We start from the raw sequence: 24,859 nt of genomic DNA on the forward strand, positions 1-24,859 counted from the left end.
CATGTGCGGGAGGCTGAATGGATTACTTTAAAGACAGATGCCTGCTGCAAAACAGCAGGCATCAAACGGCTTATTTAACCGGTGGGCGATCGTCCACCGAACTGCCGGGGTAGCGGGCAAAACGCCCCGCGTCGGCAGAATGAACCGGGCCATTGCTCGGCCATGGCCAACCACCGAACTGAGTGCTGCGGTAATCAGCAAAGGCCTGATGCAACTCAGCCTCGTTGTTCATCACAAACGGGCCATGAGCGGCCACCGGCTCACCGATGGGCTTAGCCTGCATCAGCATGATCTGCAGCAGGCCGTCACCGGTGTTTTCAATCTCCACACTGGCGCCAGGCAGCAGCTCAATCTGAGTCTTACCGGACAACTGCTGACCGGCCACACGGTACGTATCTGCCTCATAGACGTACAACGTGCGCACCACATCGGCATCCAGCTCTTCCGGCAGCGTCAGGCGCTGCCCGGCGGACAAACGAATCGCCCACAGCGCAAGCTTGTTGCTCTCGTCCGCCGCCCATGAGTTTTTAGCCGGGCTTGGCGGCACAATCGCCTCACCACCGGCAGGCTTGAAAGCCCCTGCGATGATGGTGACGTCATTCACAGCCTGCTCATTCTGGCTGTCCACATTGCGCCAGACCGGAATTTCCTCAGCCCACAGCATCTTGAACTCAGGTTCGACAAACTTATTGCGCGCCGGAAGGTTGAGCCATATCTGGAACAGTTCCAGCGTGTTGTCCTCGCCCTTATCCAGCAGCGGAAACATCTCCGCGTGCTGCACGCCTTTACCGGTGGTCAGCCATTGCACATCGCCCGCACCATAACGGGCGGTCGCACCCAGCGAGTCGGCGTGGTCCACATAACCACGGCGGACAAAAGTCACCGTCTCAAAGCCACGGTGCGGATGCACCGGGAAGCCTGGCACGCGCTCGCTGTGGTACATACTGAAGCCATTCTTACGGCTAAAATCGCTGCCCAAAGGACGACCGCCCAGCGCCTCAACAGGCACACCCATATCGCCATCGCTGGCCGGGTAATGATCCAGGTGATAAGCACAAAACAGAAACGGATCAGCCCCGGACCATGGCGCAGTGAGAGGGGTCACATTCAATACGGCGTTTTTCATATCGCATCTCCTCCGGTAGCCTGGGTTCAGTCCCAGTGCTACGAAACGGCCTGATCCTTTTGGTTCCTGAATAAGCAGACTCATTCAGGCACTCATCAGAAAACTCGACCGTTAGAACAGATTCGCGACGGCGGGAAAGCACATAGGGCACTTAAGCCCTGATCACCCAAGACGCGAACAAAATGTTCGTAGGGCTATACTAGTTAGCGCAATGAAACTGAACAAGGAGGCACTTTTTTGAGCGATACAGACACCCATGTTCGTGACTCAGGCATCCAGCATGCCGGGGAAAACTGCCGGACGCTGGCGGAAACCCTGGCCCGCATTGGCGACAAATGGACTGTACTGGTAGTCAGCGCCCTGCAAGATGGCTCGCTGCGCTACAACGAACTGCACCGCCGAATCGGCGGAATTTCCCAACGCATGCTGACCCTGACACTCAAGAGCCTGGAGCAGGACGGCATCGTCGAACGCACCGTCTACCCGACCATTCCGCCACGGGTCGATTACACCCTCACCGACCTCGGGCGCAGCTTGCTGACACCGCTCCAGGCACTGTTCCAATGGGCCATAGAGAACCGCCCACTGATGCTGCAGGCGCGGGAGAAATTCCAGCAGAGCGACCGCCAGGGCGCGGCGCAGTTAAAGAGCTTTACGGTGGCGCCGGAGTAGACCGGCGTATTTCAGCAACCCGGCATCAGGCAAGATTCAGCCGCGGCAATCACCTCCAACTGCATCACCCAATAAATGGACAATAAAACCCAGCCAATCTTGGATTAACTGGCAATAACCGAATTATGATCACGGCGATTTTCCTACCGGCGATAACTGCAAGGCGCTAAGCGCTGCGTCCATCAATGAGGTGCGTATTGATCCAGATGACGTCTCAAGAAATTACCGTCAGCCCCGAACAACGAGCCGCGCTAAAACAACAACGGCCACGGGTCATTTGGTTGACCGGCTTGAGTGGCGCAGGCAAATCCACCATCGCCAACGCACTGGAAGCAGCCCTGCATACACAGCAAAATCACACCTGTTTACTGGACGGAGACAGGTTGCGCTCAGGCCTATGCAGTGACCTGGGCTTCAGCGACAAAGACCGCAAAGAAAATATCCGCCGAGTCGCTGAGGTGGCCAGACTGCTAATAGATTCAGGGCTCATCGTTATAACGGCTTTGATTTCTCCCTTCCGGGAGGACCGTGACCGAGCCAGAAAAATCATCGGCCCAGAAAACTTTCTGGAGGTATTCATCGACACACCGCTACAAGAGTGCGAGCGTCGTGATCCCAAAGGTCTGTACCGCAAAGTCAGAAGCGGCGAGCTATTAAACTTCACTGGCATAAGCTCGCCCTACGAAGCCCCTGTAAATCCAGATATCCACATAGAAACACTCAGCTCCAGCGTAAGCTCCGCAGTGGAGCAGATACTTCAGGCGCTTGGCTGATAAGACTCAGATCTGCAGATTGGATGGTATTCAACCATGCTGCCAAAACCTGCGATGGAAGCCGACACCCCAGCCTCTTCAAACAAGCCTGGCAGCACCTTCCTACCCAATCCGAGCCACTCCCCCCAGGCAATCCGTTGTTACAGACTTTCAACAAAGGTCATGCAGACCAGAACTTGAAAGACACGGATCACTTAGCCATCTCAGACTGTTCACTCTCACCAAACAACATCCGTACCAGCGGGCCGATACTCAGGCCCTGAATCAGGATCGACACCAGCACGATGATGTAGGTGATCACCACCAACACATCACGCTCTTCTCCCGGCGGCAGCGACAACGCCAACGCCACGGAAACCCCGCCGCGCAGGCCGCCCCAACACAGGGTACGGATGGTTCCTTTAGCAAATTGCCGCTCGCCTTTACGCTGCAGTAAACGCAAGACCATGATTCCCGGAGCAACGGCGGCCAGACGGCAAAGCAGCACGCCTGCGCCCAGCAAAATCGCCGCGCCGAAGTGCAGCCAACTGATCGGCAGCAGGAGAAGCTCAAGGCCGATCAGTGCGAACAGCAGCGCGTTGAGGATGTCATCCACCAGCTCCCAGAAGTCATCCACATATTCGCGCTCTTTATCGCCCATGTTCCGCAAGCGGCCCACGTTGCCCATCACCAGCCCAGCCACCACCGCGAAGATAGGGGCTGACACATGCAGCTTGGACGCAACCGATGCGCCACCAAACACCATTGCCAGTGTCACCATGACAGTCAGCTGGGGCTGGTGGATGGTCTTGATCATCTGGCATCCGGCATAACCAACCAGCAGCCCGAACAGCACACCGCCGATACCCTCCTGCACCAGCAGCCAGGTGATTTCCCCGGCACTTGGCGAGTGCCCCAATGCGGCAATGCCCAGCAGCACACCAAACGCCACAACTGCGGTGCCGTCGTTGAACAGCGATTCGCCGACGATGGTCATGCTCAGCGGTTTAGGTGCGCCACTGGTTTTCAGAATGCCCATAACCGCAATCGGGTCAGTGGGGGAAATCAGCGCTCCGAAGATCAGGCAATAGATAAAGCTGACCTGCCAGCCCAGCGCTTCCAGAAGCACATAGGCCACCCCACCGACTGCAAAGGTTGAGATCACCACGCCAATCGTGGCCAGAAAACCAATTGGCCACTTGTATTCTTTCAGGTCAGCCAGGTTCACATGCAGTGCACCGGCAAACAGCAGCGCGGGCAGGAACCAGGTCATCAGCACCTGATGGAAGTCGATGCCCTGCAAAAACTGGATAAAACTCTTTTCCAGAATGGGATAACCCGCCGCGCTGACGCCCTGCACTGCTAAGGATAAAAGCAGCGCATTCAACATCACCCCGATTGCTGGCGGCAGTTTTAGAAAGCGGTAGTTCAGATAGGTCAGCAGTGTAGTCAGCGTTATAAACGCGGCAGCAAGATCAAGCATCGTGGCCCCAAAATTCCCTGTTGGTATTCAAACTTAAAAGGCATCCATCCCCCTGCTTTCCCACCGCTGGCAGAAGCGGTTTAGCGAGCCGGGGTTAGCCTCCACAACACTACAGAGTCTGAACAGACAGTTTTTGTTGCACCGGTGTGTCAGTCACAACATGGTTTTAGCCCACTTTTGATGATTGAGCACAGCATTCACTCGATGTTGCGGCTTAACGCATAACGGCCTCTGAGTAAGAGGCATATGTGGTCTGGCTGCCTAATTTACGAAGCGAGCCCCCGCAAATGCCTGCAGCTGAATTTGACAGATATCAATCCTTCGCAACTATTTCACGTGCAATCGTTCTAACTCGGCCCATTACCAGTACTTAAGTGCGAAACATAGTGCGCTCTTGTGGGCAGCCACTGCCCAGAAACACCCGCAAACAAGGATGTATACGATGGCCAAACCCGCAGCTCGCCTGAGCGACCTGGATGCCTGTCCATTGCCTGGACACGGCACCAACCCAACAACGACCGGATCGCCGGATGTATTGATCAACAACCTGCCTGCACTGCGTGTAGGTGACAGTACGGCGTGTGGCGATGCGGTCACACAGGGCATCCCCAACATCCTCATCAATGGCAAGCCGATTGCTTTTCAGGGTAGTGCAACTGCCCATGGCGGGATCATCATTACCGGTTCGGGGGATGTGCTGGTGGGCACGCAGACCTCCAGCGCGCCGTTTTCCGCGCCCGAGGTTTTGCCGCGCCACAGCGAGCAATACAACCTGGTCGACAAGCACAGTGGCGAACCGGTTGAAGGCGCGCTGTACTGTGTGGAGTGCGGCGACGGTCAGCGACTGGTTGGCTACACCAATGCTTATGGCAATACCGAGCGGGTGTTCTCTGATGATCCGCAGTCCGTCACTGTGCGCTGGGGGCGGGATGCTGCCCGGTATTTGAAAGGGCTTGGGATCAGCTTCTAGGGACAGAACATGGCCACACCTCACCAAAGTAAAACCAGCGCTGAGCACGCTACAAAACAGATTCCCGTCAGCCTCGCCCGCGACTACATCACCGTGGTCGGTGCCTCGCATATGACCCTTATGGAGAAGGTGCGCGGACAGAAAGGCAACAAAATGCGCTTTATCAATCAGGGCATCCGCCAGCTACGCCAGTATCCGGCGGCGACGCCAAGTGATTCGGTACAGCGCATCTTTCTGATCTTTATTGATGACTACGAGCGCCCGCTGCTAAACGCAGTCAAAGGCATCGTCGAAAAGAAATACGGCGCAAAGTACCGCGAGCTCGACAACATTTCCCAACTGCTGGATTTCATTAACCTGCGCATCCGCAAAGATCGCGAGGTGATGCAACTGGATATGTTCGCCCATGGTCTGGTCGGCAGCATCGAGTTCGGTTACGAGCTGAGCAAGGTCGACAGCTACCGCCTGCGTGACGCCCAGGCCCGCATGCTTCAGGCAGATGCTTTCGATATGAAAGGGAAGATTTATTCCTACGCCTGCCGTACCGGCTTGGGTATTCAAGCAGATGTGATAGTCCGAGAAGGCGAAGATCCAAAATACGACCAAAGCCTGGCGCAGTTGATTGCAAATACAACTCGCTGTTCGGTGTGGGCGTTTCCACGGCGTAGTAACTACGATGGCACATACGGCAATGCGAGTGACCGGGCGCAGCAGGCGAAGGCGGTGGAGAAGTACAAAGCAGACGAATTGGCCAACAAGAACTACAAACAACGACTATTTGCTTATCAACGACGACTGGCTGCTCATCGCAAAAAACTAAATGACCCTACAGCACAGCTACCCAATGAGTTCGCGCCCACACCACCAAAGACAACAGCCTCAGATCTAGAAAGGACACTTGCTAAGCACGCCATTAGCCGCGAAGGCTATGAGAATACAATCAATTATCCCTTAGATGCTGATGGAGCAGTTCGTCCTGTACGAGCCGGCGATACTCCTACTGGACTTCCTGCAACACTGCTGGAGTACTCCCCAAAGTGAAACCCAATTTGACCAATACTCGACTACTGACCTTGGTCGTACTTGCAGCAATTTTTCTTATTGGCATTACGCTGGTAAACAAGAAGGAAGAAAGTATGTCCCCAAAAATTATGATGTATTACGGCAGCCGGAGCGAAGGGGAAGTATTCAATGCAACTCAGTGGTTTACGAAAGGCATGTACAGGCCACGCAATATAGAGGCAGATGGCAGCGCCAGCATGATCACAATGATCCGCACTAAAGCACCTGATTTCTCGAAACAACAGCTTGAAGAATTGCCTTTTTCAGTCGGCCAGGCTTTTGGGCTCAGTTCGTTCGATGACTTGGATACAGAGCCGTTTGAGTTTTCGGAACCCGATCTGAGCAAGCGGTACCGCTATGTATACAGTTCTTTTGATGCACCAGATGTACCTGTCGACTACTACGAGGTTTACCTCGACTTATTCGGAAGGAGGTTTGTAGCAACGGTTTCTGTTGATGCACAGAACGGCGGAGAAGTGACGGGCCGATATGTTCAGGAGGTTTACCCTGACCAGCCCGCCAGTGCTGACTACATCAAGGTCTTTGCTGAAATCGCAGAAGCCGAACGCAAAGCCAATTAAGAAAAGCGAATGGAATCAAACAGCGCATGGATATCGTGACGGGCCTACAACTTCAAAAGCCGCGCACTTGGCTGTTATTAGTAACTGTATTACTGGCTGTAGCAGCCGAGTTCAAAATCGCTAAGGGAGATGCGGATACTAAGGTGATGATGCATTTCGGCGGCTGGGACGTTGAGGATACGTTTGATGCCAGCCGGTGGTTTAACAGTGGAATGTACAAGCCGCGCAGTGAAGCAGATGGCCGTACTAGCATGGTCACTATGCTGCGAGCCAAGCCGCTTACATTCACCAAAGATCAGATTCAGGAACTCCCCTTCACCGTCCTGGCGCTGCTTAGGAATGAGTTCCCCGAGATCAATCGGGAGACGTATCTCGACAACCCTCCCGACCTATCCAAACGCTATCGCTATGCATACAGCGCGTTCAGCAAGCCCAACCATCCCGAAGATTACTACTACCTTTATCTCGAGCTTGAGCAGCGGCGCTTTGTCGCCACGATACGACGCGATGCTCAAAGTGGAGCCGACATAGCTGGCAGATTCATCAGTGAGGTATATGCAGACCAACCCACCGATGCCGAACACATAAAAGTCTTTGCTGAAATTGCTGAGGCTGAACACAAGGCTCGCTAGGAAAGTAACGGTTGCGCCCAATGGAACAGTGGTCAGGTTTCACATTGACATCATGAAAGCCCTAGAGCCTCAAAAGCCATTGATATGGCTACTGGTACTGACTGCATTGCTTGCCGTAGGTGTCGGCCTCAAATTCGCCAGAGATGATGAGGCGAGCAGCAAGGTGGAGATGTATTACGGCGGTCCTGACATTGAGGAAATGTTCGATGCCACTAGCTGGTTCACAAGTGGCATGTATAAGCCACGCAATATCGAGGCGGATGGAAGTGCAAGTGCCGTCACAATGCTGCGCGCACAGCCCATGAAGCTAACGTCACAACAGCTGAACGACCTTCCATTCATTGCTGCGGGTTCATTTTTTAGTAATGACCTGATGACGCCAGAGCGTGAGGATTACTTCACGTCCCAACCCAATCTTAGCCAGCGTTATCGATATACATACAGCGCATTTGCAGAACCCAACGTGCCGGAAGACTATTACGACCTCTTCCTTGAAATAGCCAACCAGCGATTTGTGGTGACCTTTTCTGTAGACGCTCAGAAAGGTGGTGAACTGACCGGCCGCTACGCAGAACCGGTATCTGCAGACCAACCCGCCGATGCTGACTACATCAAAGTCTTTGCCGAAATCGCCGAAGCCGAACGCAAAGCGAATTAAGCAAGGCGAATGGAATCAAAAAACACATGGATATCGTGACAGGTCTGCGACTCCAAAGGCCGCGAACTTGGCTGTTATTAGTAACTGTATTACTGGCCGTAGCAGCCGGGCTCAGGCTCGCTAAGGATGATGCGCATACCAAGGTGATGATGTACTACGGCGGTTGGAACACTGAAGAGATGTTCGATGCCACACGTTGGTTCACAAGCGGCATGTATGTGCCGCGCAATATTGAAGCGGATGGCAGCGCGAGTAATGTCACCATGCTTCGTAATAAGCCGCTCAAACTGACCTCCCAACAGGTCGACCAGCTCCCGATTGTGGTGGCGGGAGTTTTCTTCAGTGCAGATCTCACCCTGGACCTTGAAGCGTTTGCCACCAATCAACCTGACCTGAGCAATAGTTACCGATACGCTTACAGCGCATTTGCCAAACCTAACATTCCAGAGGACTACTACTATTTGTATCTGGACTGGCAGAAAAAACAGTACGTGGTGACCTTTTCTATGAATGCCCAAAAACCAGAAAAACTATCTGGCAAATATGTTCAGGAGGTACACGCCGACCAACCCGCCGATGCCGAACATATAAAAGTCTTTGCTGATATTGCTGAGGCTGAACGCAAGACCAATTAAGAAAAACTAATGGCATCAAACAGCACATGGATAGCGTGACAGGCCTACGACTCCAAAAGCCGCGTACTTGGTTGTTATTAGTAGCTGTATTACTGGCTGTAGCAGTCGGGCTCAGGCTCGCCGAGGATCATACGGATACTAAGGTAATGATGTATTACGGCGGTTGGGACACTGAGGAGATGTTCGATGCCACTCAGTGGTTCACAAGCGGCATGTATAAGCCGCGCAATATTGAAGCGGATGGCAGCGCGAGTCATGTCACCATGCTGCGCACTCAAGAGCCTGAGCTGACAGATACACAAATCAGTGAGCTAGGGCTGGCTGCAGGACAAGCGTTCGGTATGAGCTCATACGATGAGCTGGATATTGAGCCCTTTGTGCTTTCAGAACCTGACCTGAGCAACCGCTACCGGTATGCCTACAGCGCGTTTGCCAAACCCAATCAGCCAGAGGATTACTTTTACCTCTATCTGGATGTGCTCAACCGGCAGTTCGTTGCCACCCTCTCAGTGGATGCCCTGCACGGCGGAGAAATATCAGGCAAATATATTCAGGAAGTACACGCCGACCAACCCGCTGACGCCGAACACATAAAAGCCTTTACTGAGATTGCAGAGGCTGAACGTAAAGCCAGGCGCTATCCGTAGCCTGGATTAGCCACAGCCGACACAGCGGTGACCGCATGGCGCACCTCGCCCCTGCACGTGCGTAAAAACATCAAAATCTGGATTTTACTCCTTCTGCAAACCGATAAGTCACGGACACTTTTGATATTAGAGTTAGTGATTTCTTGGTGATAACTTCCTACCGCAATGGCGTTACATAAGCCTGATCTATTTGCTGTATAGAGCCCCCCAGATAAATCTGCCTGGCGCTGGAGGATATATGTATTACGTTGATATTACTTATCAAAAAGATATCAGCGAAGTTAAAGAGCTGATTCCTGCACATACCGAGTGGATGGATAAGCAATTTTCCGAAAGCGATATTTTTATTGCTTCCGGGCCTAAGCGAAACCGCGCTGACGGCGGGTTCTTTATTGTGAAATCGATCCCCCGTAATGAGTTGGATAAGGTTCTGGCGACTGACCCGCTCTACCCGGTTTCCGCCGTTACTGTGCATGACATTGAGGTCCTTGGCACCGGCGCGGACGAATACAAGGCGCTGCTGAACATCTAGTTGCTTACCGCTGTACCTCTGGCCTGATAAGGCCTTAACCATAAATGAATAGTTGAGTCAGATTTCAATTCTGGCTGACGGTTTCTTATTGCCCTGAGTTAAAGGAGTTTAACCATGTCTGATAACAAACAAGTTGCCCTGAAATTTCATAAGGAAATTTTCCAAGATCACGTATTCGATAATCTCGACGATTATCTGCATGACAAATTTGTCAGCCACAGCATTTTCGATCCGATTACCGACAAGCCGTTTTTCATTAACTGCTTCAAGGGTTTCTTCAATGAAAACCCAGAGTTCAAGAGCGAAGTTAAGCGCGTGATTGTGGATGGCGACTACGTTGTCCTGCACAACCACAACGCGTTCAGCAGCCAACACAATGGCTTTGTTGCTGTGGATATCTTCCGCTTCCGTGACGGCAAGATCGAAGAGCACTGGGACATCGTTCAGGAGATTCCTGAGACGTCGAAGGTCAGCAACGTCTTTTAAATCCCTAAGGGCACGTTGAAGGCAATGGTATTCAGCGCGCCCTTTTCTTTGCACCCAAAAAGTCAGGCCCGTCATGAGCAAGAAACTTCATTACATCTACGACCCGTATTGCAGCTGGTGCTATGCCATTTCCCCGTTTGTTCAGTACGCCAGCAGCCATGGCGTTGAGGTGGTATTGCATGGCGGCGGGATGATCACAGGCGAGCGCATCGCCCCGCCAAGTGCTGAGCTGCGCAAGGTATTGAAAGACAACCAACCAGCCATTACCAGTTTGGCTGGCGTGCCTTTTAGTGATCGCTATTACCAGATGCTGGATCAGGACTGGGTGATGAACTCAGCACCGCCAACCGCTGCGGTGGTAGCAGCTGAGCTGGCTGCGGGTAAAGGCCTTGAGATGATTTCAGCCATTCAGGTAGCGCAATTCCAGACGGGGTCGCCCATTGCTGAACAGTCGACACTTGATCGTCTCGCAGCGAATTTATCTCTCAACAACGAGGCCTACAAAAGCGCCTACACACACCAGCTTGATGGAGCGATAACGGTGCACTTTGCTGAGTCGCGTACGTTGATGAATAAGTTCGAGGCGAAAGGATTTCCAACTCTGTTATTGGAGGATGACGGCAACATCCGGGCCATCGTGACCCAGGGCGTGTATGGCAACCAACCGCGCTGGGATGATGCCCTCGGTTTGAGCTAAGGCACCACCCGCCGCTGTGACCACAAATAAAAAGCCCAGGCAATGCCTGGGCTTATTGCACTCAGTCAGCAGACCTTAACGCACACCAGCCTGACGCAGGGCTGCTGGGGAGAAGTCGCCGGAGGTGTATTTAACCCCAAACTCGTACTCACGCTTCTCTTCGTTGTGCAGGCCCATGACGATGTAGCGGCCTGAAATCAGGTCGTACAAGGCTTCGGCTGCGTACCACGGCACTTGCTTGTTGAAGTACTGGATCGCATGACCTTCCGCCACCCGCCACAGCGCGCCACGGGCGTCGTAGTGATCGGCGAGGACGATCTGCCAGGTGTCTTCATCCAGGAAGAACACACGCTTGGCGTAGATGTGACGGGCACCGGATTTCAGAGTGCCTTCCACTTGCCATACGCGGTGCAGCTCATAGCGGGTGTGCTCAGGGTTGAGTACGCCGGCATGGGCAATGTCTTTGTACTTCAGGCTTGGCGAAGCCAGCTTGTAGCTGTTGTACGGCACATAGACTTCTTTTTTGCCGACCACTTTCCAGTCGTAACGGTCTGGCGAACCGTTGTACATGTCGTAGTTGTCGGAGGTACGCAGGCCGTCAGCCGCAGTACCCGGGCCGTCGTAAGCCACCTGCGGGGCCATCCGTACGCGACGCTGACCGGCGTTATAGATCCAGGCGCGACGGGGTTGTTTGGCTTCGTTGCTGGACTCATGAGCCAGCAGTGCAGTACCGGCCAGGCGCGCCGGAGACAGCACATACTGCTTCAGGTAGATCTGAGTAAAGCCGGCGTTTTCCGGGTTGTAGTCAGACAGTTCTTTGGCCTCAGCACCCAAATCCATAAACACGATTGGGGTGAAGCTGCCGCTAGTCTGCGGCGTCAGCTGCACGAATTGGCGACGGGAGCTGCCACCGCGATAACGCAGAGCATGGTTCCAGACCATTTCCAGCGCCTGAGTGGCGAGTGGAAACGGCGCACCAGTCTGGAAGTTTTCAACCGCGTAGCCGCCTTCAATCAGGCGCGCACTGGTGGCGTTCTGTTTGACCTTCTCAGCAACCGCAGCCGGGACTGCAGCGCTGCGATGAGTCGGGTAGACGTTGATTCGGTACTGATCCGGATAACGCTCCAACAGGGCGATCTGCCCCGGCGTGAGACGCTCTTTGTGCTCAGCATAGTTGGCCTTGGTGATAGTCAGCAGTGGCTGTTCACCGGCAAACGGATCAGCCATGTAACCGTGCTCCAGAATCGGCGCGGCCGTGGTGGAAAGGCCACCGGTATAAGCCGGGATGCTGCCATCGGCGTTGGCCGAAGCATCGCCACCCAACGGGGTCAGACGGCCGCCCAGGTCAGCGGCTGTGTAATCGCTGGCCGCTGCCGGCAGGCAGAACATTCCGACGAGACATGCACACAGGAGTTTTTTCAGTTTCATTGTTATTTCCCTGTCAGAAGTTCACACCAAAGCTCAGCGAAACAAAGTCGCGATCGCGCTGGGTGTTGTAAGTGCCGTCAAAGAAGTTGGTGTAGGAAAGCGACGCGGTGTAGGTCGATGCATAGTCAGCATCCAGCCCCAGGCTCACGGCTTTGGAACCTTCGTTAAAGCCGCCCGGCACCGGCGAATAGCCGTCCACATCGTGGGACCAGGCAATATTCGGCTTGAGGTTCACCCCGGCAAACACGTTCGGGTAATCCAACACACCACGGATGCGATAGCCCCAGGAGTTGGCTGTGACAAATCCGTTGGTGTTGCAGTGCTTGTTGTTCACACCACCTTCGCAGTAGCTGTTCGGCAGGGTCTCGCTCATGCCAAAGATCGGATCACGGCCATAACGCAGTGCGCTCTCCAGGTTGGCCACGTGAGTCCAGCCCACTTCGCCCACCAGCGTCAGCTGCGAAGCGCCGAGCACCTGGTTGAACATATGGATGGCCGTCACCTGCGCCTGAGTAACCGGCTTGCGGTGGTAACCCTGCACCAACTCACCCGGCATGGCCTGATCATATTCCCCGGAGTAAATGGCGCTGATCACCGGGTTGCCGGTAATTAACTGGATCATGTCGGTCGCGTTGAGCTGGATCGGCATGTTCGGACGGTAGCTGATCTCACCGGACAGCGCGGTACCGGTGGACAGGTTGGTGGAGAAGCTCAGACCGTACAGACGGATGTCTTCCGGGTAGTCCATAAAGTAGGTGGAGGTACCCACCAGCACAGCATCGGACAGCGCGCCCAAACCATTAATGATCGGGTTGTTGATCAGCGGGCTGGCGTAGGCCGACAGGTTCGGCATACGGCTGTGGTAATTCATCATGTAGGCGCCAATTTCGCCGCCCAGCGTTTCACTGAAGTAGCGCATGGACAGGCCAAACTGGCCACTGTCACGGGGCTTGTTGTCAGCCACGCGCTGCACGCCGATACCTTGCGGATCAAGATCCAGCGCATAGCCCTGACCGGGGAAATATGACTCGATCAGGCCATTGGCAAGCTCGTTGTAGCTGGAAATATCCGGACCGAGGTGAGCCGGTGCGCAACCGTCCGGGCCGAAGTCGGAACCGGAGAAAAAGGTGCCGCAGTTATCCAGAATCGACTGCTCCCAATCCAGCTGGTAGAAGCCTTCAACGCTTAGGTTTTCAGTCAGGTTCTGAGCCACGTAGAACATGTTGACCGGCACCAACGCTTCTTTAATTTCCGCACCTGGGCGGCGGAAGGCGGCGACGTTGACCGGGTTGATGCTGTTAATACCACCAGGGATAAAGGTGCTCTCACCCCAGCTTACGACCTGCTTGCCGAGGCGCGCACTGCCGGACTGATCAGCAATGGAATAGTTGTGATAAACGAAGGCATCGAGCAGTTCTGCGCCAGCGGATTTGGACGCTTCTTCACGGCCATGGTCGCTGATATCGACAAAGCGACGGTTCTCGTCTTTCAGCTCAAAGTCGTACCAGTAAGTACCGCGCAGGAACACACCGGTGTTTTCCTTGTAGCGCAGGTCAAGGTCGTGGGTGCCTTTGAAGAGCTTGGAGAAGGTTTCGCCTTTGCGGAAATTCAACCGGCCGTCATCGCCTACTGAGGCTTGCGCACCTGAGCCACCGTTGTTGGCACCGATCAGGTGTCGGGATGGGTCTTGAGTTGACCAGCTGGCACCGATAGACAGTTGCGTATCGAACGCGCCCTGGAAGTCCCCACTGCCAAACGTAATGGCCTGAGCCAGCGGGCTTAATGCAAATACCACGGCAAACATCGAGCCGCGCGCGAGCGCAGTTTTATTATTCATCACGAGCCTCTTTTTATTCTTGGAATAGCTGTTGCAGTCCGGCGGCCCTGAGAGCCAATCCATAGAGGCTGGTCGATGACCCCAGCCCCTCAAAACTTGCATAACTAAACCTACCAAGCCGTCTGTCGAAGCGCAAGGAAATAAAAAGGCTTATCCCGCACCATAAGTAGCGAGAATAATTACGTGAAATCAAAGGCTTACAATCCATTTGCGGACTAGCAGCCTTACCTTCTGTTTTATCGTGGCGTGCTTGCCCTGTGTGCAGGCTGATCTGCCGCCTTGTTGTTATATACGGTCAACTACGCCAGTTCCCGATGAATATGGCCGCTTGGTCAGTATTTACCGGGCTCCAACGTGCATCATCTAAGCAAACGCGCTTGCCTTATCACCCACAGCAATGTGCTTGTTATGCCGCTTTGGCTTGATATAGGTTTAGTTTTGCAAGTTAGAACAACAAAAAGAGCGTATTTATGAGCAGTGATCGCGAACTGCAGCCCAAGGACCTTATCGGTACCTGGCGCCTGCAAAGCTGGCAAATGCTGAGCGGCTCGGAAAACGCCGTTCACCACCCTTACGGCGAAGACGCAGAAGGCCTGCTGATCTACAGCGCAGCCGGACTGGTCAGCGCCACCATCAGCCGGCGTGAGCGTGCCCTCTGGCAGGGCAAGCCCGGCGATGCTGATCTGGCTGACGCGTTCAAAAGCTATCTGCATTACCTCGCCCGTTTCAGCCTGTCGCAGAGCGTGGTCACCCACGCGGTGATCATGGCCTCCGCGCCGCACATGGTCGGCCATGCCCACAGCAGAACCATTGAAGTGCTCAGCCCGGACCGCCTGCGCTACACGGGTGTGGATAACCCCGGCAGCCCAGCGCAACGCACCCACATCTTTATCTGGCAGCGTGTGCCGGACAGCCATTGATCAGTTTGCAGGCAACTCAACAATACGAATAAGGAGCAGCAAATGGTTTATGTACTGGGCGGCTGGCAGAGCGACTTTTCTGCCAACTGGAACCGTGAGGGGCTGGATCTGGCGGATGCATTTACCCAGTGCGTAACGCAAGGTCTGGCAGCGACAAAGCTTGATGCGGGCGAAATCGAAAGCGGCCACGTCGGCAATTTTGTCGGCGATCTGTTTTGCGGCCAGGGTTTGATGGGCGGCTTCTTCGGGTTGGTTGATCCAGCCTTTGACGGCTTGCCGACTGCGCGCCATGAAGCGGCCTGCGCATCGGGCAGCATCGCCATTCTGGCGGCAGCGGCGGAGATTGAAGCCGGGCGTTATGACCTGTCCTGCGTAGTCGGCATTGAGCAGATGCGCAATGTCAGCGGCCAGCAGGCGGCGGACAACCTCGCCGCAGCGGCGTGGGTTGGCCATGAGTTTCAGGATGCCCGCTACGTGTGGCCCCGCGCCTTCTCCAATGTGGCGGAGGAATACCAGCGCCGTTACGGACTCCAGCATGAGCACCTGATGCGCATTGCTGAAATCAACTTCGCCAACGCCAAACGCAACCCCAATGCGCAGACCCGCGGCTGGCAGTTCAGCGCGGAAAGCTTCCAGGCCAACGACGTAGCCAACCCGGTGATTGAAGGGCTGATCCGCCGTCAGGACTGCAGCCAAGTGTCGGATGGCTCAGCCGTGGTGTTCCTCGCCTCGCCCCGCCGGGCCGCTGAATATGCCAAACGCCACAACATCCCGCTGGAGAGCCTGCCGCGCATTAAGGGCTGGGGCCATCGCAGCGCGCCAATCAGCTATCAGGCCAAGATCGACGCCAGCGCTGATCAGCCCTATATCTTCCCGCAGGTACGCAGGGCCATTGAGGATGCGCGCAGCCGCGCCGGGCTCAGCAGCATTGAGCAGATTGATGTGGTGGAAACCCACGACTGCTTTACCGCCTCCGAATACATGGCCATCGACCATCTGGGCATTACCGCTCCGGGCGAATCATGGAAGGCGATTGAAGCGGGCGATATTGCCCTTGGCGGGCGGATTCCGGTGAACCCGTCAGGCGGTCTGATCGGCCTCGGCCACCCGGTCGGCGCAACCGGCGTGCGCATGCTGCTGGATGCGTACAAGCAGGTCAGCGGCCAGGCCGGTGAATATCAGGTGGAAGGTGCGAAGAACTGCCAGACCCTGAACATTGGCGGCTCGACCACCACCACAGTCAGCTTCGTAGTCGGCGTTTAAGCCTGAGCCAGCGCTGCTGTTCTCAGCGGCGCTGGCCTCGCGGATCAATCGCGCTCGATCAATACAGCCGACGCCAATCCCGCCGCACCGCACGCCGCGATCACTGCCCGTTTGCCACCGGTGCGTTCCAGTTCATCCAGCGCCACGCTGATCAGCGCGGTGCCCGTCGAGCCCATCGGGTGCCCAAGGGCGATGGCGCCGCCGTTCACGTTCAAACGTTCATGGGGCACGCCCAGGTGTTTCATATAGTGCAGCATCAATGCGGCGAAGGCTTCGTTGACCTCGAACAGGTCAATGTCATCAACCGTCAGACCTGCCTTGCGCAGCACTTCACGGGTAGCGTCCACCGCGCCGGTCAGCGCCATGGTGCGATCCACCGCCAGCTCACTGAACGCCACAATTCTTGCGCGCACTGGCAAGTCCAGTCGTTTGGCAGCATCGGCGCTTGCGACCAATACAGCAGACGCACCGTCTGCCATCACCGGCGAGTTACCGGCGTGATGCACGTGGTTGATCGCAGCCAGCCGGTAGCGATGACACAGCCACGCATCCAGCCCGGTGCTCTGGCCCATTTCAGCGAAGACCGGCGCGCGTTCGGCGAGGCTTTCCGGAGTGGTTTGCGGGCGTGGCGTTTCATCTGCCAGCAGCAGCGGATTGCCTTCGGCATCCTTGACCGCCACCAGCGAACGGAAGCGCCCCTCACGCTGAGCCTGCGATGCCCGCTGCTGGGAGGCCAGCGCATAGGCATCACACGCCTCACGACTGAATCCTTCAACAGACGCCACTAAATCCGCCGCCATCCCAACCGGCAGCAAGCCCTGAGCCTTTTGCAACGCCAGATCGTGGGTGAGCAGACCTTTGTCGGTACCCACCGGCACGCGGGACATCATCTCCACGCCACCGGCCAGCATCAGGCCGTTTTCAGCCTGCGCCTGCAGCGCTGCAATGCGCAAGGCGCTGAGGCCGGAGGTGCAGTAACTGGTGACGGTCATGCCATGCACGCGATCCGGCCAGCCGGCCGCCAGCAACGCCGGACGCGCAATGTTGCCGCCCTGCCCGGCCGCTTGCGTTACGCAGCCAATCACCGCACCGACAACCTCAGCCGAGGCTTGCGGATGATGACGATCCAGCGCCCGCAGCTGCTGGGCCAGCAACTCAACAGAAGGAAGATTGAACAGCGCACCTTTTTCACTCGCCCGCCCCCGGGCACTGCGTACGGCATCGACAATCACTGCATGGCTCATAGCGAATTTTCCGTTGTTATTGTTGATCCGGAGGATGGAATACCAGACTTAGTGAGTTCACATAAGCAATTAATATAAAACCATATAGACAGATATTCATGAACTTGCATAAGTGAACCTTGATGTTAGGATCGGCGCGTTCCTAAACATCGTCAAAGGAGGTTCCATGAAGGTTGAGCAGCTGCCCCCCGTGCGTACGACTCTGAAAGACACCAGCAAGCATCCGTACATGAAAGGTGCCTGGGCACCGATGTACAGCGAAGTAAACGCTACTGATCTGGACGTTATCGAAGGCAAGATCCCGGACGACATCGACGGCATCTACGTGCGTAACACCGAGATTCCGGTACACGCACCGCTGGCCCGTTACCACCCGTTTGACGGTGACGGCATGCTGCACACCATCAGCTTCAAAAATGGTAAGGCGGATTACCGTAACCGCTTCGTCCGCACCCGTGGCTTTCAGGCCGAGCAGGAAGCCGGGCAGGCATTGTGGGGCGGAATTCTCGATGCACCGGGCACCTCACTGCGGCCGGGTACCGGCGCCCATGGCGAGTTAAAGGACGCATCCTCAACTGACGTAGTCGTGCACGCCGGCAAGATTGTTTCGACCTTCTACCAGTGCGGCGAAGCCTACCTGCTGGACCCGGAAACCATGGAGCAGGAAGGCGTAGCAGGCTGGGGACCGATTGACGGTGTTTCCGCCCACCCGAAAGTGGATGAAGCCACCGGCGAGATGCTCATCTTCAACTACTCCAAGTACCCGCCCTATATGCATTACGGCGTAGTCAACAAAGACAACAAACTGGTGCACTACGTACCGGTGCCGCTGCCCGGCCCACGCCTGCCGCACGACATGGCGTTCACCACCAACTATTCGATCCTCAATGACTTCCCACTGTTCTGGGATGAGTCGTTCCTCAAGCAGAACATCCATCTGGCGCGCATGCACAAGTTGCCATCGCGCTTCGGCATCATCCCGCGTTACGGCAAGCCGGAAGACGTGCGCTGGTTCGAGGCGGCCCCGACCTACGTACTGCACTTCCTTAATGCATACGAGGACGGCGACGAGATCATCATGGACGGCTACTTCCAGGAGAACCCGACACCGACTCCACTGGAAGGCGCACCGAAAGGCTTCTCGCACATGATGGCCTATCTGGATGAGCACTCCTTCAAGCCGAAGCTGCACCGCTGGCACTTCAACCTGAAAGATGGCACCACCCACGAGTACAACCTGGATGACCGCGTGCTGGAGTTCGGCATGTTCAACCAGCGCTATGCCGGCAAACCCTACCGCTATGCGTACTCCACCATGACCGAGCCGGGCTGGTTCCTGTTCAAGTCATTCGTGAAGCACGATCTGCACACCGGCGAATCCTGGACCGTAACACTGCCGGAAGGTCGCTACGCCAGCGAGGCTCCGTTCGTGCCGCGCATCAACGCCAAAGACGAGGATGACGGCTATCTGGTGAGCTTCATCATTGATGAAAACACCCAGACTTCCGAGTGCATCCTGATCGACTGCAAACGCTTCGATGAAGGCCCGGTGGTACGCATCGCCCTGCCACACAAAATCTCCAGCGGAACTCACAGCGTCTGGGCGGATCGTCGTTTTATCCGCGACCACCAACTCGCTGAGTAAAGGCTGCCTCAGGCCGTCCCGATCCCGTATCGGGACGGCCTGTTTCTTTTCGCTGAAGCACGCCTGCTGCCCGCCCCACCACCAGCGTGCTAAATTGCGCGCTCGAAAAACCTGCTGCTGCACGGCCGGAAGCCGGGAGAACTGATGAACGCCAGTGAAATTGATTTCTCTAGCCTTCAGGTAAAGGCGTACCTGATCCGCACCAGCATCATGCATCCGGTCCTGGAAATACTCGGCGACCCGTGGAACCTCAAACTGGTCCGCTCCGTGGCCGATGCACCAAAGAAGTTTGTCAGCCTGGCTGAAGCACTGAAGATCTCCCGCGCGGCACTGTCCACTCGCCTCAACCGCCTTGAAGAACAGGGCTGCCTGGCCCGTCAGCAATACTGCGAGTTTCCGCCACGCTACGAATACGCACTGACGCCCATGGGCGATGCTCTGCGCCCGACGCTGCTGCTGCTTGATCAATGGAATCGCGAGTGGCTACACAATCACGAACAGGAATCAGCGCCCGTCACCTGCCACCACTGCCATGAGGCACTGCAACTGGCGGTGGTGTGCCGCCACTGCAGTGAGCCACTGGCGCTTAACAACGTAAAACCACTGTTCTTCCACGACTTGCCGGAGCACACGCCCCTGCAAAGCTACCGCCGCACCCGCCATACCCTGGCCAGCAAAGAACGCAGCGTGCTACCGGAAGACGTCAGCGCCGAGGAATGGCTGCGCGACCGCTGGAGCAGCTTGATCATCGGTGCCCTACTGTTCGGCGTGCGCCGCTTCAATGACCTGCAATCCATTCTGGATATCGCCCCGAATATCCTGTCCGGTCGACTGGAATTGCTGCAGCAGGCAAGCATGGCCAGCCGCCGAGAAGACGGCTACCGCTTGCTGCCACGCGGCGCAGCACTGTATCCGGCCATCATTGCCATGTCTGGCTGGGGCCGCCAATGGCTGCCAGCAGCGCAGCACAGCGAAAACGGCTGGCGCATGCTGCATATCAGCTGCGGTAACTGGGCGAACCACAAATACATCTGTAAAGCCTGCAACACTGAGTACTGTTGAGACGGTCAAAGGAGGGAGATGTAAGGCCGCGGCGAACACTTGCAGCAGCCTGAATGCTAAACCCTGGCGTTACAGACTCCGCTGCACCGCCCTTCTCGCATACCCCGTTGCAGGGCAGCACAATCGCTATCAGTTGTAGCTGACCAGCAGGATGCCCTGCTTACGTGAAACATCAAGCCAGTTCAGCTGGCTGGTTCCGATTGACTCCGGCAGCGGCTGCGGAGCCGATGCCGCCAGTTCTAAAGCGTGGCGACTGATCACGTCCTGGCCATTTCGCTGGCAGTTGGCCTGAACGTTGTCATGTACCGGAATGACATCGCATGAGCCTTCCACAATCGAGCCGGTAAAACGGATCACACCGCTGATTTCGGCAGCTGTAGCTCCCACCAAGAGGAAGCTCGACGAAATCCCCATAACGACAGCCAAGCAGCTTGAAAAGCGTGCCTTCTTCATGACTCCCCCTCGTGCGGCTTTGATCAAATAAGCTGGTAGGCCATTACGCCTACCGAGAGGGCTAAACCCATGAGCCAGGTTCAGCCCATACTTGCTTGATCGGCTCTAGAACGGGCTTCTTGAGCGCTAGCCGACAGTCGGTAATCATGCCATCAGTTTAATCTCAAACTAAATGCGCCATCCGAATCGATCTCCCCTACACCGCCCGGCGTACCCAGCAACAACTCATTTCCCACCTGCACCACACTGCTGAAACTCGGTAAACCGGCACCCGCCGAAGCCTGCAAGGTCTCAAGCACTCGACCTTCCGCATCTATACGCAATACATAGGGAAACGCCACGGGCTTGGGTAGCAACCCCATCGGCAATCGGGACAGGATCTTGCGTACAAAAGGATATGGCCCCAGCCGGTCCAACAGAGCTTTACGCGGCGTAAACAAAGACAGCCAATACGTGCCATCCGGCGCGAGCGAGATATCCCCCGGAAAACCCGGCAGGTTATCCAGCAGCACCTCGCGCTCACCTTTACGCGCCCCCGCCAGCCACAGACGCGATACGCGGTAAGCCCCGGTTTCGACCACCAGGAGGTAGGACTCATCCGGCGCAAGCACGATGCCATTGGCAAACTCCAGTCCCTCCATGACCCGCTCAAGTGAGCCATCGCGATGGCGCAGCCAGACCTCACCATCACCACCGTGTTCCAGCATCGCCCGCTTGTTATCCGGCAGTGCCCAGCGGGTGGAGGCTTCGGTAAAGAACAGTCGCCCGTCCTTAGCCACCACCAGATCGTCCACAAAGGTGAAGGCCTGTTCATCGGTGCTCTTCACCACCTGCGTAACCTCTTTCTGCGGCGTCACTTTCCACACCACGCCCTTCACTTCATCTGCCGCGAACAGACTTCCGTCCGGGCCAAAGGCCAGCCCAACCGGACGCCCATCCACCTTTGCGAAGGTCTCCAGTGGCTGTGTGGCCCGCCAACGCACGATGCGTCCATCCGCCAAACCGGCGTAACGCCAACCGTCAGCGTCCTGCACAACCGTATCCGGGCCGGGGATATTGCTCTGTTCTTTGATAGCGGCATTCATCCGCTGATTGGGTGCCCATATACCCTCCGCTGCCGGAGGCGTCGGCGGTGTCCAGGCAACAGGCCGAAATGAGCTCGGCCACAACAGAAGATAAGCAAAAGCAGCAAGCAGGACCGCAAGCACTGTACGCATGGCAACATCCTTATTGGTCTGGTTATGTGCTAAAGAGATTAACCAGTGACCAGCGCGGGCAGCCCTATCCTTGCACGCCAAAACGCTGACTTAGGCAGCACTTCATCGCGCGCCCATCCGAAACCTTAGGCGCAGACGAAGACGACTAACGGAAATTTCAGGTTGATAAAAAGGTCTCAGCACGGATAATGTTATTTTATAACATTATCTAAGGAAGCACTCATGAAACCAGGAATTCACCCAAACTATCGCCCAGTACTTTTCCATGACACCTCTGCCAACACCTACTTCCTGATTGGCTCTACCGCCGAAACAGACAAAACCGCTACCCACACCGACGGCAATACCTATCCCTATATCAGCCTCGATGTGTCCAGTGCCTCGCACCCGATCTACACCGGCCAGCAACGCCAGACCAAAGCCGAAGGCCGCATCGCCGGATTTAACAAGCGCTTTGCAGGCTTTGCCGGTAAAGCCTGAACGCACTGCTCAGGCAGCCATTAGCACGCACCAATATTGTAACGATATAACATCGGAATCCATCATGAACCGCCTTCACCCTCTTGCCTACGCCGTCGCCCTGTCTCTGCTGCCAGGCGCCTCCGCCCTGGCGGCTGAGGACAACAACTCGCCGCTGAAACTGGACAGCACCACCATCAGCGCCAGCGCTCTGAACAGCTCAATCAATGAAATGACCACTCCCGCAGAAGTGCTGCAGGGTGACGACTTGGTCAAACGCCGCGAGTCGACCTTGGGCGAAACCCTCAACGGTCTCCCCGGCGTACACTCCAGCAGCTTTGGTGCCGGAGCCAGCCGCCCGGTTATTCGCGGCCTGGACGGCGCGCGGGTGAAAGTCCTCAGTGACGGTGTCGACTTAGGCGACGCCTCAACAATCAGCCCGGATCACGCCGTAACCAGCGACCCGCTGTTTGCCGAGAGCATCGAAGTGCTCAAAGGCCCGGCCACTCTGCTTTATGGCGGAGGTGCAATTGGCGGCGTGGTCAACGTCCTGGATAAAAAGGTACCGACCTATATCCCGGAAAAAGGCTACGAAGGTGACCTGGAAGTGCGCGCCAACTCAGTGGCCAACCAAGGTGCCGGACTGTTCGGCATCACTGCCGGTACCGGCAACTTCGCGGTCCGTGCAGAAGGCAGCAAGCGCCAGGACAACGAATACAAAATCCCCGGCTCGCCGAGCAAACAGGCAGGTTCGTACAACGACAACGACAGCTACAGCCTGGGTGCCAGCTTTATCGGCGAACGCGGCTACATCGGCGCGGCCTACAGCGAACAGAACTTCAGATACGGCCTGCTCGCTCACCAGCATGCTGACTGCCACACCCACGGCCCGCGTGACTGGCACTGCATGGGCCACGATGAAGGCCATGGCGGCCACGACGAGCATGACGATCACGATGAGCATGGGCACGACGATCACGGCCATGATGATCACGACCATGGCCACGCCCATGCCGGACACGACCACGATCATGGCGGTACGCCCTACATCAAGATGAAGCAGAAACGCTGGGACCTGCGCGGCGAGCTGATTGACCCGCTGCCAGGCTTCGAACTGGCCAAACTGCGTGTCGGCCACAGCGACTACAACCATGACGAAATCGAAGGCGGCGAAGTCGGCACACGCTTTGACAACAAGGCCACCGATGCACGCCTGGAGCTGACCCACGCACCGATCTTTGGCTGGCGCGGTGTGCTCGGCGGCCAAACCCTGCGCCGCGACTTTGAAGCCAGTGGGGAAGAGGCCTACGTACCGCCGACCCTGACCCGCAACCATGCGCTGTTCCTGCTTGAGGAATACACCACCGGCGACTGGCGTTACGAGCTGGGTCTGCGCCATGAATGGCAGGACATCGATGCCCAGGGCGCGAAAGACACCAGCCACAACGGCACCTCCGCCTCTGCCGGTGCGGTGTGGACCTTTGCTCCGGAATACTCGCTGGGCTTCTCCCTGTCCCGCTCGCAACGCCTGCCCACTGCCGAAGAGCTGTATGCCAATGGTCCGCACGCCGCCACCCGAACTGTCGAACTGGGCGATGTCGACCTGGATAAAGAAACCTCGACCAACGCCGAAGTGACCTTGCGCAAGTTCAGCGGTCGCACCACCTTCGCCCTGAGCCTGTACCGTAACCAGGTCAAAGACTTCATCTACGCTGCGGACACCGGCCATAACGTCGGCGGCGGCTATCGTGAGATCGAGTACCGCCAGCGTGACGCGGTGCTGACCGGCGCCGAAGGCTCGGTGACCTACGCCCTGACCAAGCAGACCGACGTCACGCTATTTGGCGACCACGTACGCGGCAAGCTCAAAAGTGGCGGCGACCTGCCGCGTATCCCGGCCGATCGCCTGGGTGTACGGGTTAATCAGCGCTTCACCGATGCCATCAGTGGCGACGTTGAGTTCTACCGCTCCCAGCACCAGCACAACATCGCCAACTACGAGACCGAAACCTCCGGCTACAACATGCTCGGGGCTGGTCTGAGCTACAGCGGCAAACTGGAAAACACCGACTATCAGCTGTTCCTCAAAGGCAACAACCTGCTGGATGAGCGCGTACGCAACCACAGCTCGTTCATCAAGGATGACGTGCTGCAACCGGGCCGCAATTTCACCGTGGGCATGCGCCTGAGCTTCTAAACCAAACCTGCTAAAGCGCTGCACAATACGCCGCAACTTTCCCGCAAAGTTGCGGCGTATTATTTACCGCAAAAGTTAATTATTGCTGACCATTAATCATTTCATGACAAAAACTCTCTCATTCGTCATCAAACGTCGCACTTAGTTAAATACCAACTACTCTGATTGACAGCCAGCTTGCATAACCTAAGCGATACGGAT

25 protein-coding genes are annotated in these 24,859 nt (G+C 56.2%); 18 read left to right on the plus strand and 7 right to left on the minus strand.

Translation table 11 applies throughout. The features are described from left to right. Positions 1-70: 70 nt before the first annotated feature. Positions 71-1,126, minus strand: coding sequence for a pirin family protein (locus AO726_RS15175; protein WP_058068947.1), 1,056 nt, complete (start codon positions 1,124-1,126; stop codon positions 71-73). A gap of 237 nt (positions 1,127-1,363) precedes the next feature. Between AO726_RS15175 and AO726_RS15180 the strand changes: the two genes are divergently transcribed. Further along, a complete protein-coding gene (locus AO726_RS15180) occupies positions 1,364-1,798 on the plus strand; it encodes a winged helix-turn-helix transcriptional regulator (RefSeq protein WP_177330559.1) in 435 nt (144 codons plus the stop codon). A gap of 206 nt (positions 1,799-2,004) precedes the next feature. Next, on the plus strand, positions 2,005-2,571 hold the full coding sequence (gene cysC, locus AO726_RS15185) for an adenylyl-sulfate kinase (protein ID WP_058069203.1): 567 nt from the start codon (positions 2,005-2,007) through the stop codon (positions 2,569-2,571). 190 nt (positions 2,572-2,761) lie between these two features. Here cysC and AO726_RS15190 read toward each other — a convergent pair whose 3' ends face one another. Continuing rightward, the gene (locus tag AO726_RS15190) at positions 2,762-4,033 is read right to left on the minus strand and encodes a cation:proton antiporter (RefSeq protein WP_058068948.1); all 1,272 of its coding nucleotides are present in this window, start codon (positions 4,031-4,033) and stop codon (positions 2,762-2,764) included. Positions 4,034-4,466: 433 nt separating this feature from the next. Between AO726_RS15190 and AO726_RS15195 the strand changes: the two genes are divergently transcribed. From AO726_RS15195 to AO726_RS15240, 10 genes are all read left to right on the plus strand, one after another. Further along, positions 4,467-5,003, plus strand: a complete 537-nt coding sequence (locus tag AO726_RS15195) for a PAAR domain-containing protein (RefSeq protein WP_275044101.1) — start codon at positions 4,467-4,469, stop codon at positions 5,001-5,003. A gap of 9 nt (positions 5,004-5,012) precedes the next feature. After that, positions 5,013-6,044, plus strand: coding sequence for a hypothetical protein (locus AO726_RS15200; protein WP_058068950.1), 1,032 nt, complete (start codon positions 5,013-5,015; stop codon positions 6,042-6,044). Then, positions 6,041-6,646 (plus strand): hypothetical protein, encoded by a 606-nt coding sequence (locus tag AO726_RS15205; RefSeq protein WP_058068951.1) that lies wholly within the window; start codon positions 6,041-6,043, stop codon positions 6,644-6,646. The genes AO726_RS15200 and AO726_RS15205 overlap by 4 nt, the downstream gene beginning before the upstream one ends. Positions 6,647-6,672: 26 nt before the next feature. Continuing rightward, positions 6,673-7,278, plus strand: coding sequence for a hypothetical protein (locus tag AO726_RS15210; RefSeq protein WP_058068952.1), 606 nt, complete (start codon positions 6,673-6,675; stop codon positions 7,276-7,278). 52 nt (positions 7,279-7,330) lie between these two features. After that, positions 7,331-7,936, plus strand: a complete 606-nt coding sequence (locus AO726_RS15215) for a hypothetical protein (RefSeq protein ID WP_058068953.1) — start codon at positions 7,331-7,333, stop codon at positions 7,934-7,936. Positions 7,937-7,962: 26 nt separating this feature from the next. Then, entirely contained in the window at positions 7,963-8,571 is a 609-nt protein-coding gene (locus AO726_RS15220) for a hypothetical protein (RefSeq protein WP_152987301.1), read from the plus strand. 146 nt (positions 8,572-8,717) lie between these two features. Further along, a complete protein-coding gene (locus AO726_RS15225) occupies positions 8,718-9,218 on the plus strand; it encodes a hypothetical protein (protein WP_058068955.1) in 501 nt (166 codons plus the stop codon). Between the two features lie 238 nt (positions 9,219-9,456). Further along, positions 9,457-9,750 (plus strand): YciI family protein, encoded by a 294-nt coding sequence (locus tag AO726_RS15230; protein WP_058068956.1) that lies wholly within the window; start codon positions 9,457-9,459, stop codon positions 9,748-9,750. A gap of 114 nt (positions 9,751-9,864) precedes the next feature. Continuing rightward, the gene (locus AO726_RS15235; protein WP_058068957.1) at positions 9,865-10,236 is read left to right on the plus strand and encodes a nuclear transport factor 2 family protein; all 372 of its coding nucleotides are present in this window, start codon (positions 9,865-9,867) and stop codon (positions 10,234-10,236) included. Between the two features lie 73 nt (positions 10,237-10,309). Next, positions 10,310-10,933, plus strand: coding sequence for a DsbA family protein (locus tag AO726_RS15240; protein ID WP_058068958.1), 624 nt, complete (start codon positions 10,310-10,312; stop codon positions 10,931-10,933). A gap of 75 nt (positions 10,934-11,008) precedes the next feature. Here AO726_RS15240 and AO726_RS15245 read toward each other — a convergent pair whose 3' ends face one another. Both AO726_RS15245 and AO726_RS15250 read right to left on the minus strand, forming a co-directional pair. Next, positions 11,009-12,361 carry a DUF1329 domain-containing protein gene (locus tag AO726_RS15245; RefSeq protein ID WP_058068959.1) on the minus strand — a complete coding sequence of 451 codons (1,353 nt, stop codon included), beginning with the start codon at positions 12,359-12,361 and terminating at the stop codon, positions 11,009-11,011. Between the two features lie 13 nt (positions 12,362-12,374). Beyond that, positions 12,375-14,198, minus strand: coding sequence for a DUF1302 domain-containing protein (locus tag AO726_RS15250; RefSeq protein WP_058068960.1), 1,824 nt, complete (start codon positions 14,196-14,198; stop codon positions 12,375-12,377). 470 nt (positions 14,199-14,668) lie between these two features. Here AO726_RS15250 and AO726_RS15255 point away from each other — a divergent pair, with 470 nt between their 5' ends. Both AO726_RS15255 and AO726_RS15260 read left to right on the plus strand, forming a co-directional pair. Continuing rightward, on the plus strand, positions 14,669-15,118 hold the full coding sequence (locus tag AO726_RS15255; protein WP_058068961.1) for a lipocalin-like domain-containing protein: 450 nt from the start codon (positions 14,669-14,671) through the stop codon (positions 15,116-15,118). A gap of 42 nt (positions 15,119-15,160) precedes the next feature. Then, the gene (locus AO726_RS15260; RefSeq protein WP_058068962.1) at positions 15,161-16,381 is read left to right on the plus strand and encodes an acetyl-CoA acetyltransferase; all 1,221 of its coding nucleotides are present in this window, start codon (positions 15,161-15,163) and stop codon (positions 16,379-16,381) included. A 44-nt stretch (positions 16,382-16,425) separates the two neighbouring features. Here the strand turns inward: AO726_RS15260 and AO726_RS15265 are convergent, their stop codons facing one another. Then, positions 16,426-17,625, minus strand: coding sequence for an acetyl-CoA C-acyltransferase (locus tag AO726_RS15265; protein ID WP_058068963.1), 1,200 nt, complete (start codon positions 17,623-17,625; stop codon positions 16,426-16,428). A gap of 166 nt (positions 17,626-17,791) precedes the next feature. Between AO726_RS15265 and AO726_RS15270 the strand changes: the two genes are divergently transcribed. Beyond that, complete coding sequence (locus AO726_RS15270; protein WP_058068964.1) at positions 17,792-19,270, plus strand: carotenoid oxygenase family protein; 1,479 nt, start codon at positions 17,792-17,794, stop codon at positions 19,268-19,270. A 144-nt stretch (positions 19,271-19,414) separates the two neighbouring features. Further along, positions 19,415-20,332 carry a winged helix-turn-helix transcriptional regulator gene (locus AO726_RS15275; protein WP_058068965.1) on the plus strand — a complete coding sequence of 306 codons (918 nt, stop codon included), beginning with the start codon at positions 19,415-19,417 and terminating at the stop codon, positions 20,330-20,332. A gap of 129 nt (positions 20,333-20,461) precedes the next feature. Here the strand turns inward: AO726_RS15275 and AO726_RS15280 are convergent, their stop codons facing one another. Together AO726_RS15280 and AO726_RS15285 are read right to left on the minus strand one after the other, a co-directional pair. Next, a complete protein-coding gene (locus tag AO726_RS15280; RefSeq protein WP_152987302.1) occupies positions 20,462-20,785 on the minus strand; it encodes a hypothetical protein in 324 nt (107 codons plus the stop codon). A 152-nt stretch (positions 20,786-20,937) separates the two neighbouring features. Beyond that, positions 20,938-22,002 carry an SMP-30/gluconolactonase/LRE family protein gene (locus tag AO726_RS15285; protein WP_058068967.1) on the minus strand — a complete coding sequence of 355 codons (1,065 nt, stop codon included), beginning with the start codon at positions 22,000-22,002 and terminating at the stop codon, positions 20,938-20,940. Positions 22,003-22,224: 222 nt separating this feature from the next. Here AO726_RS15285 and AO726_RS15290 point away from each other — a divergent pair, with 222 nt between their 5' ends. Both AO726_RS15290 and AO726_RS15295 read left to right on the plus strand, forming a co-directional pair. After that, the gene (locus AO726_RS15290; RefSeq protein ID WP_058068968.1) at positions 22,225-22,482 is read left to right on the plus strand and encodes a type B 50S ribosomal protein L31; all 258 of its coding nucleotides are present in this window, start codon (positions 22,225-22,227) and stop codon (positions 22,480-22,482) included. Between the two features lie 64 nt (positions 22,483-22,546). After that, positions 22,547-24,658: a TonB-dependent receptor gene (locus AO726_RS15295; RefSeq protein WP_058068969.1), complete on the plus strand. Its 2,112-nt coding sequence runs from the start codon at positions 22,547-22,549 to the stop codon at positions 24,656-24,658. Positions 24,659-24,859: the final 201 nt, after the last annotated feature.

Source organism: Pseudomonas sp. TTU2014-080ASC (genome assembly GCF_001446935.1).
Taxonomy (GTDB): domain Bacteria; phylum Pseudomonadota; class Gammaproteobacteria; order Pseudomonadales; family Pseudomonadaceae; genus Aquipseudomonas.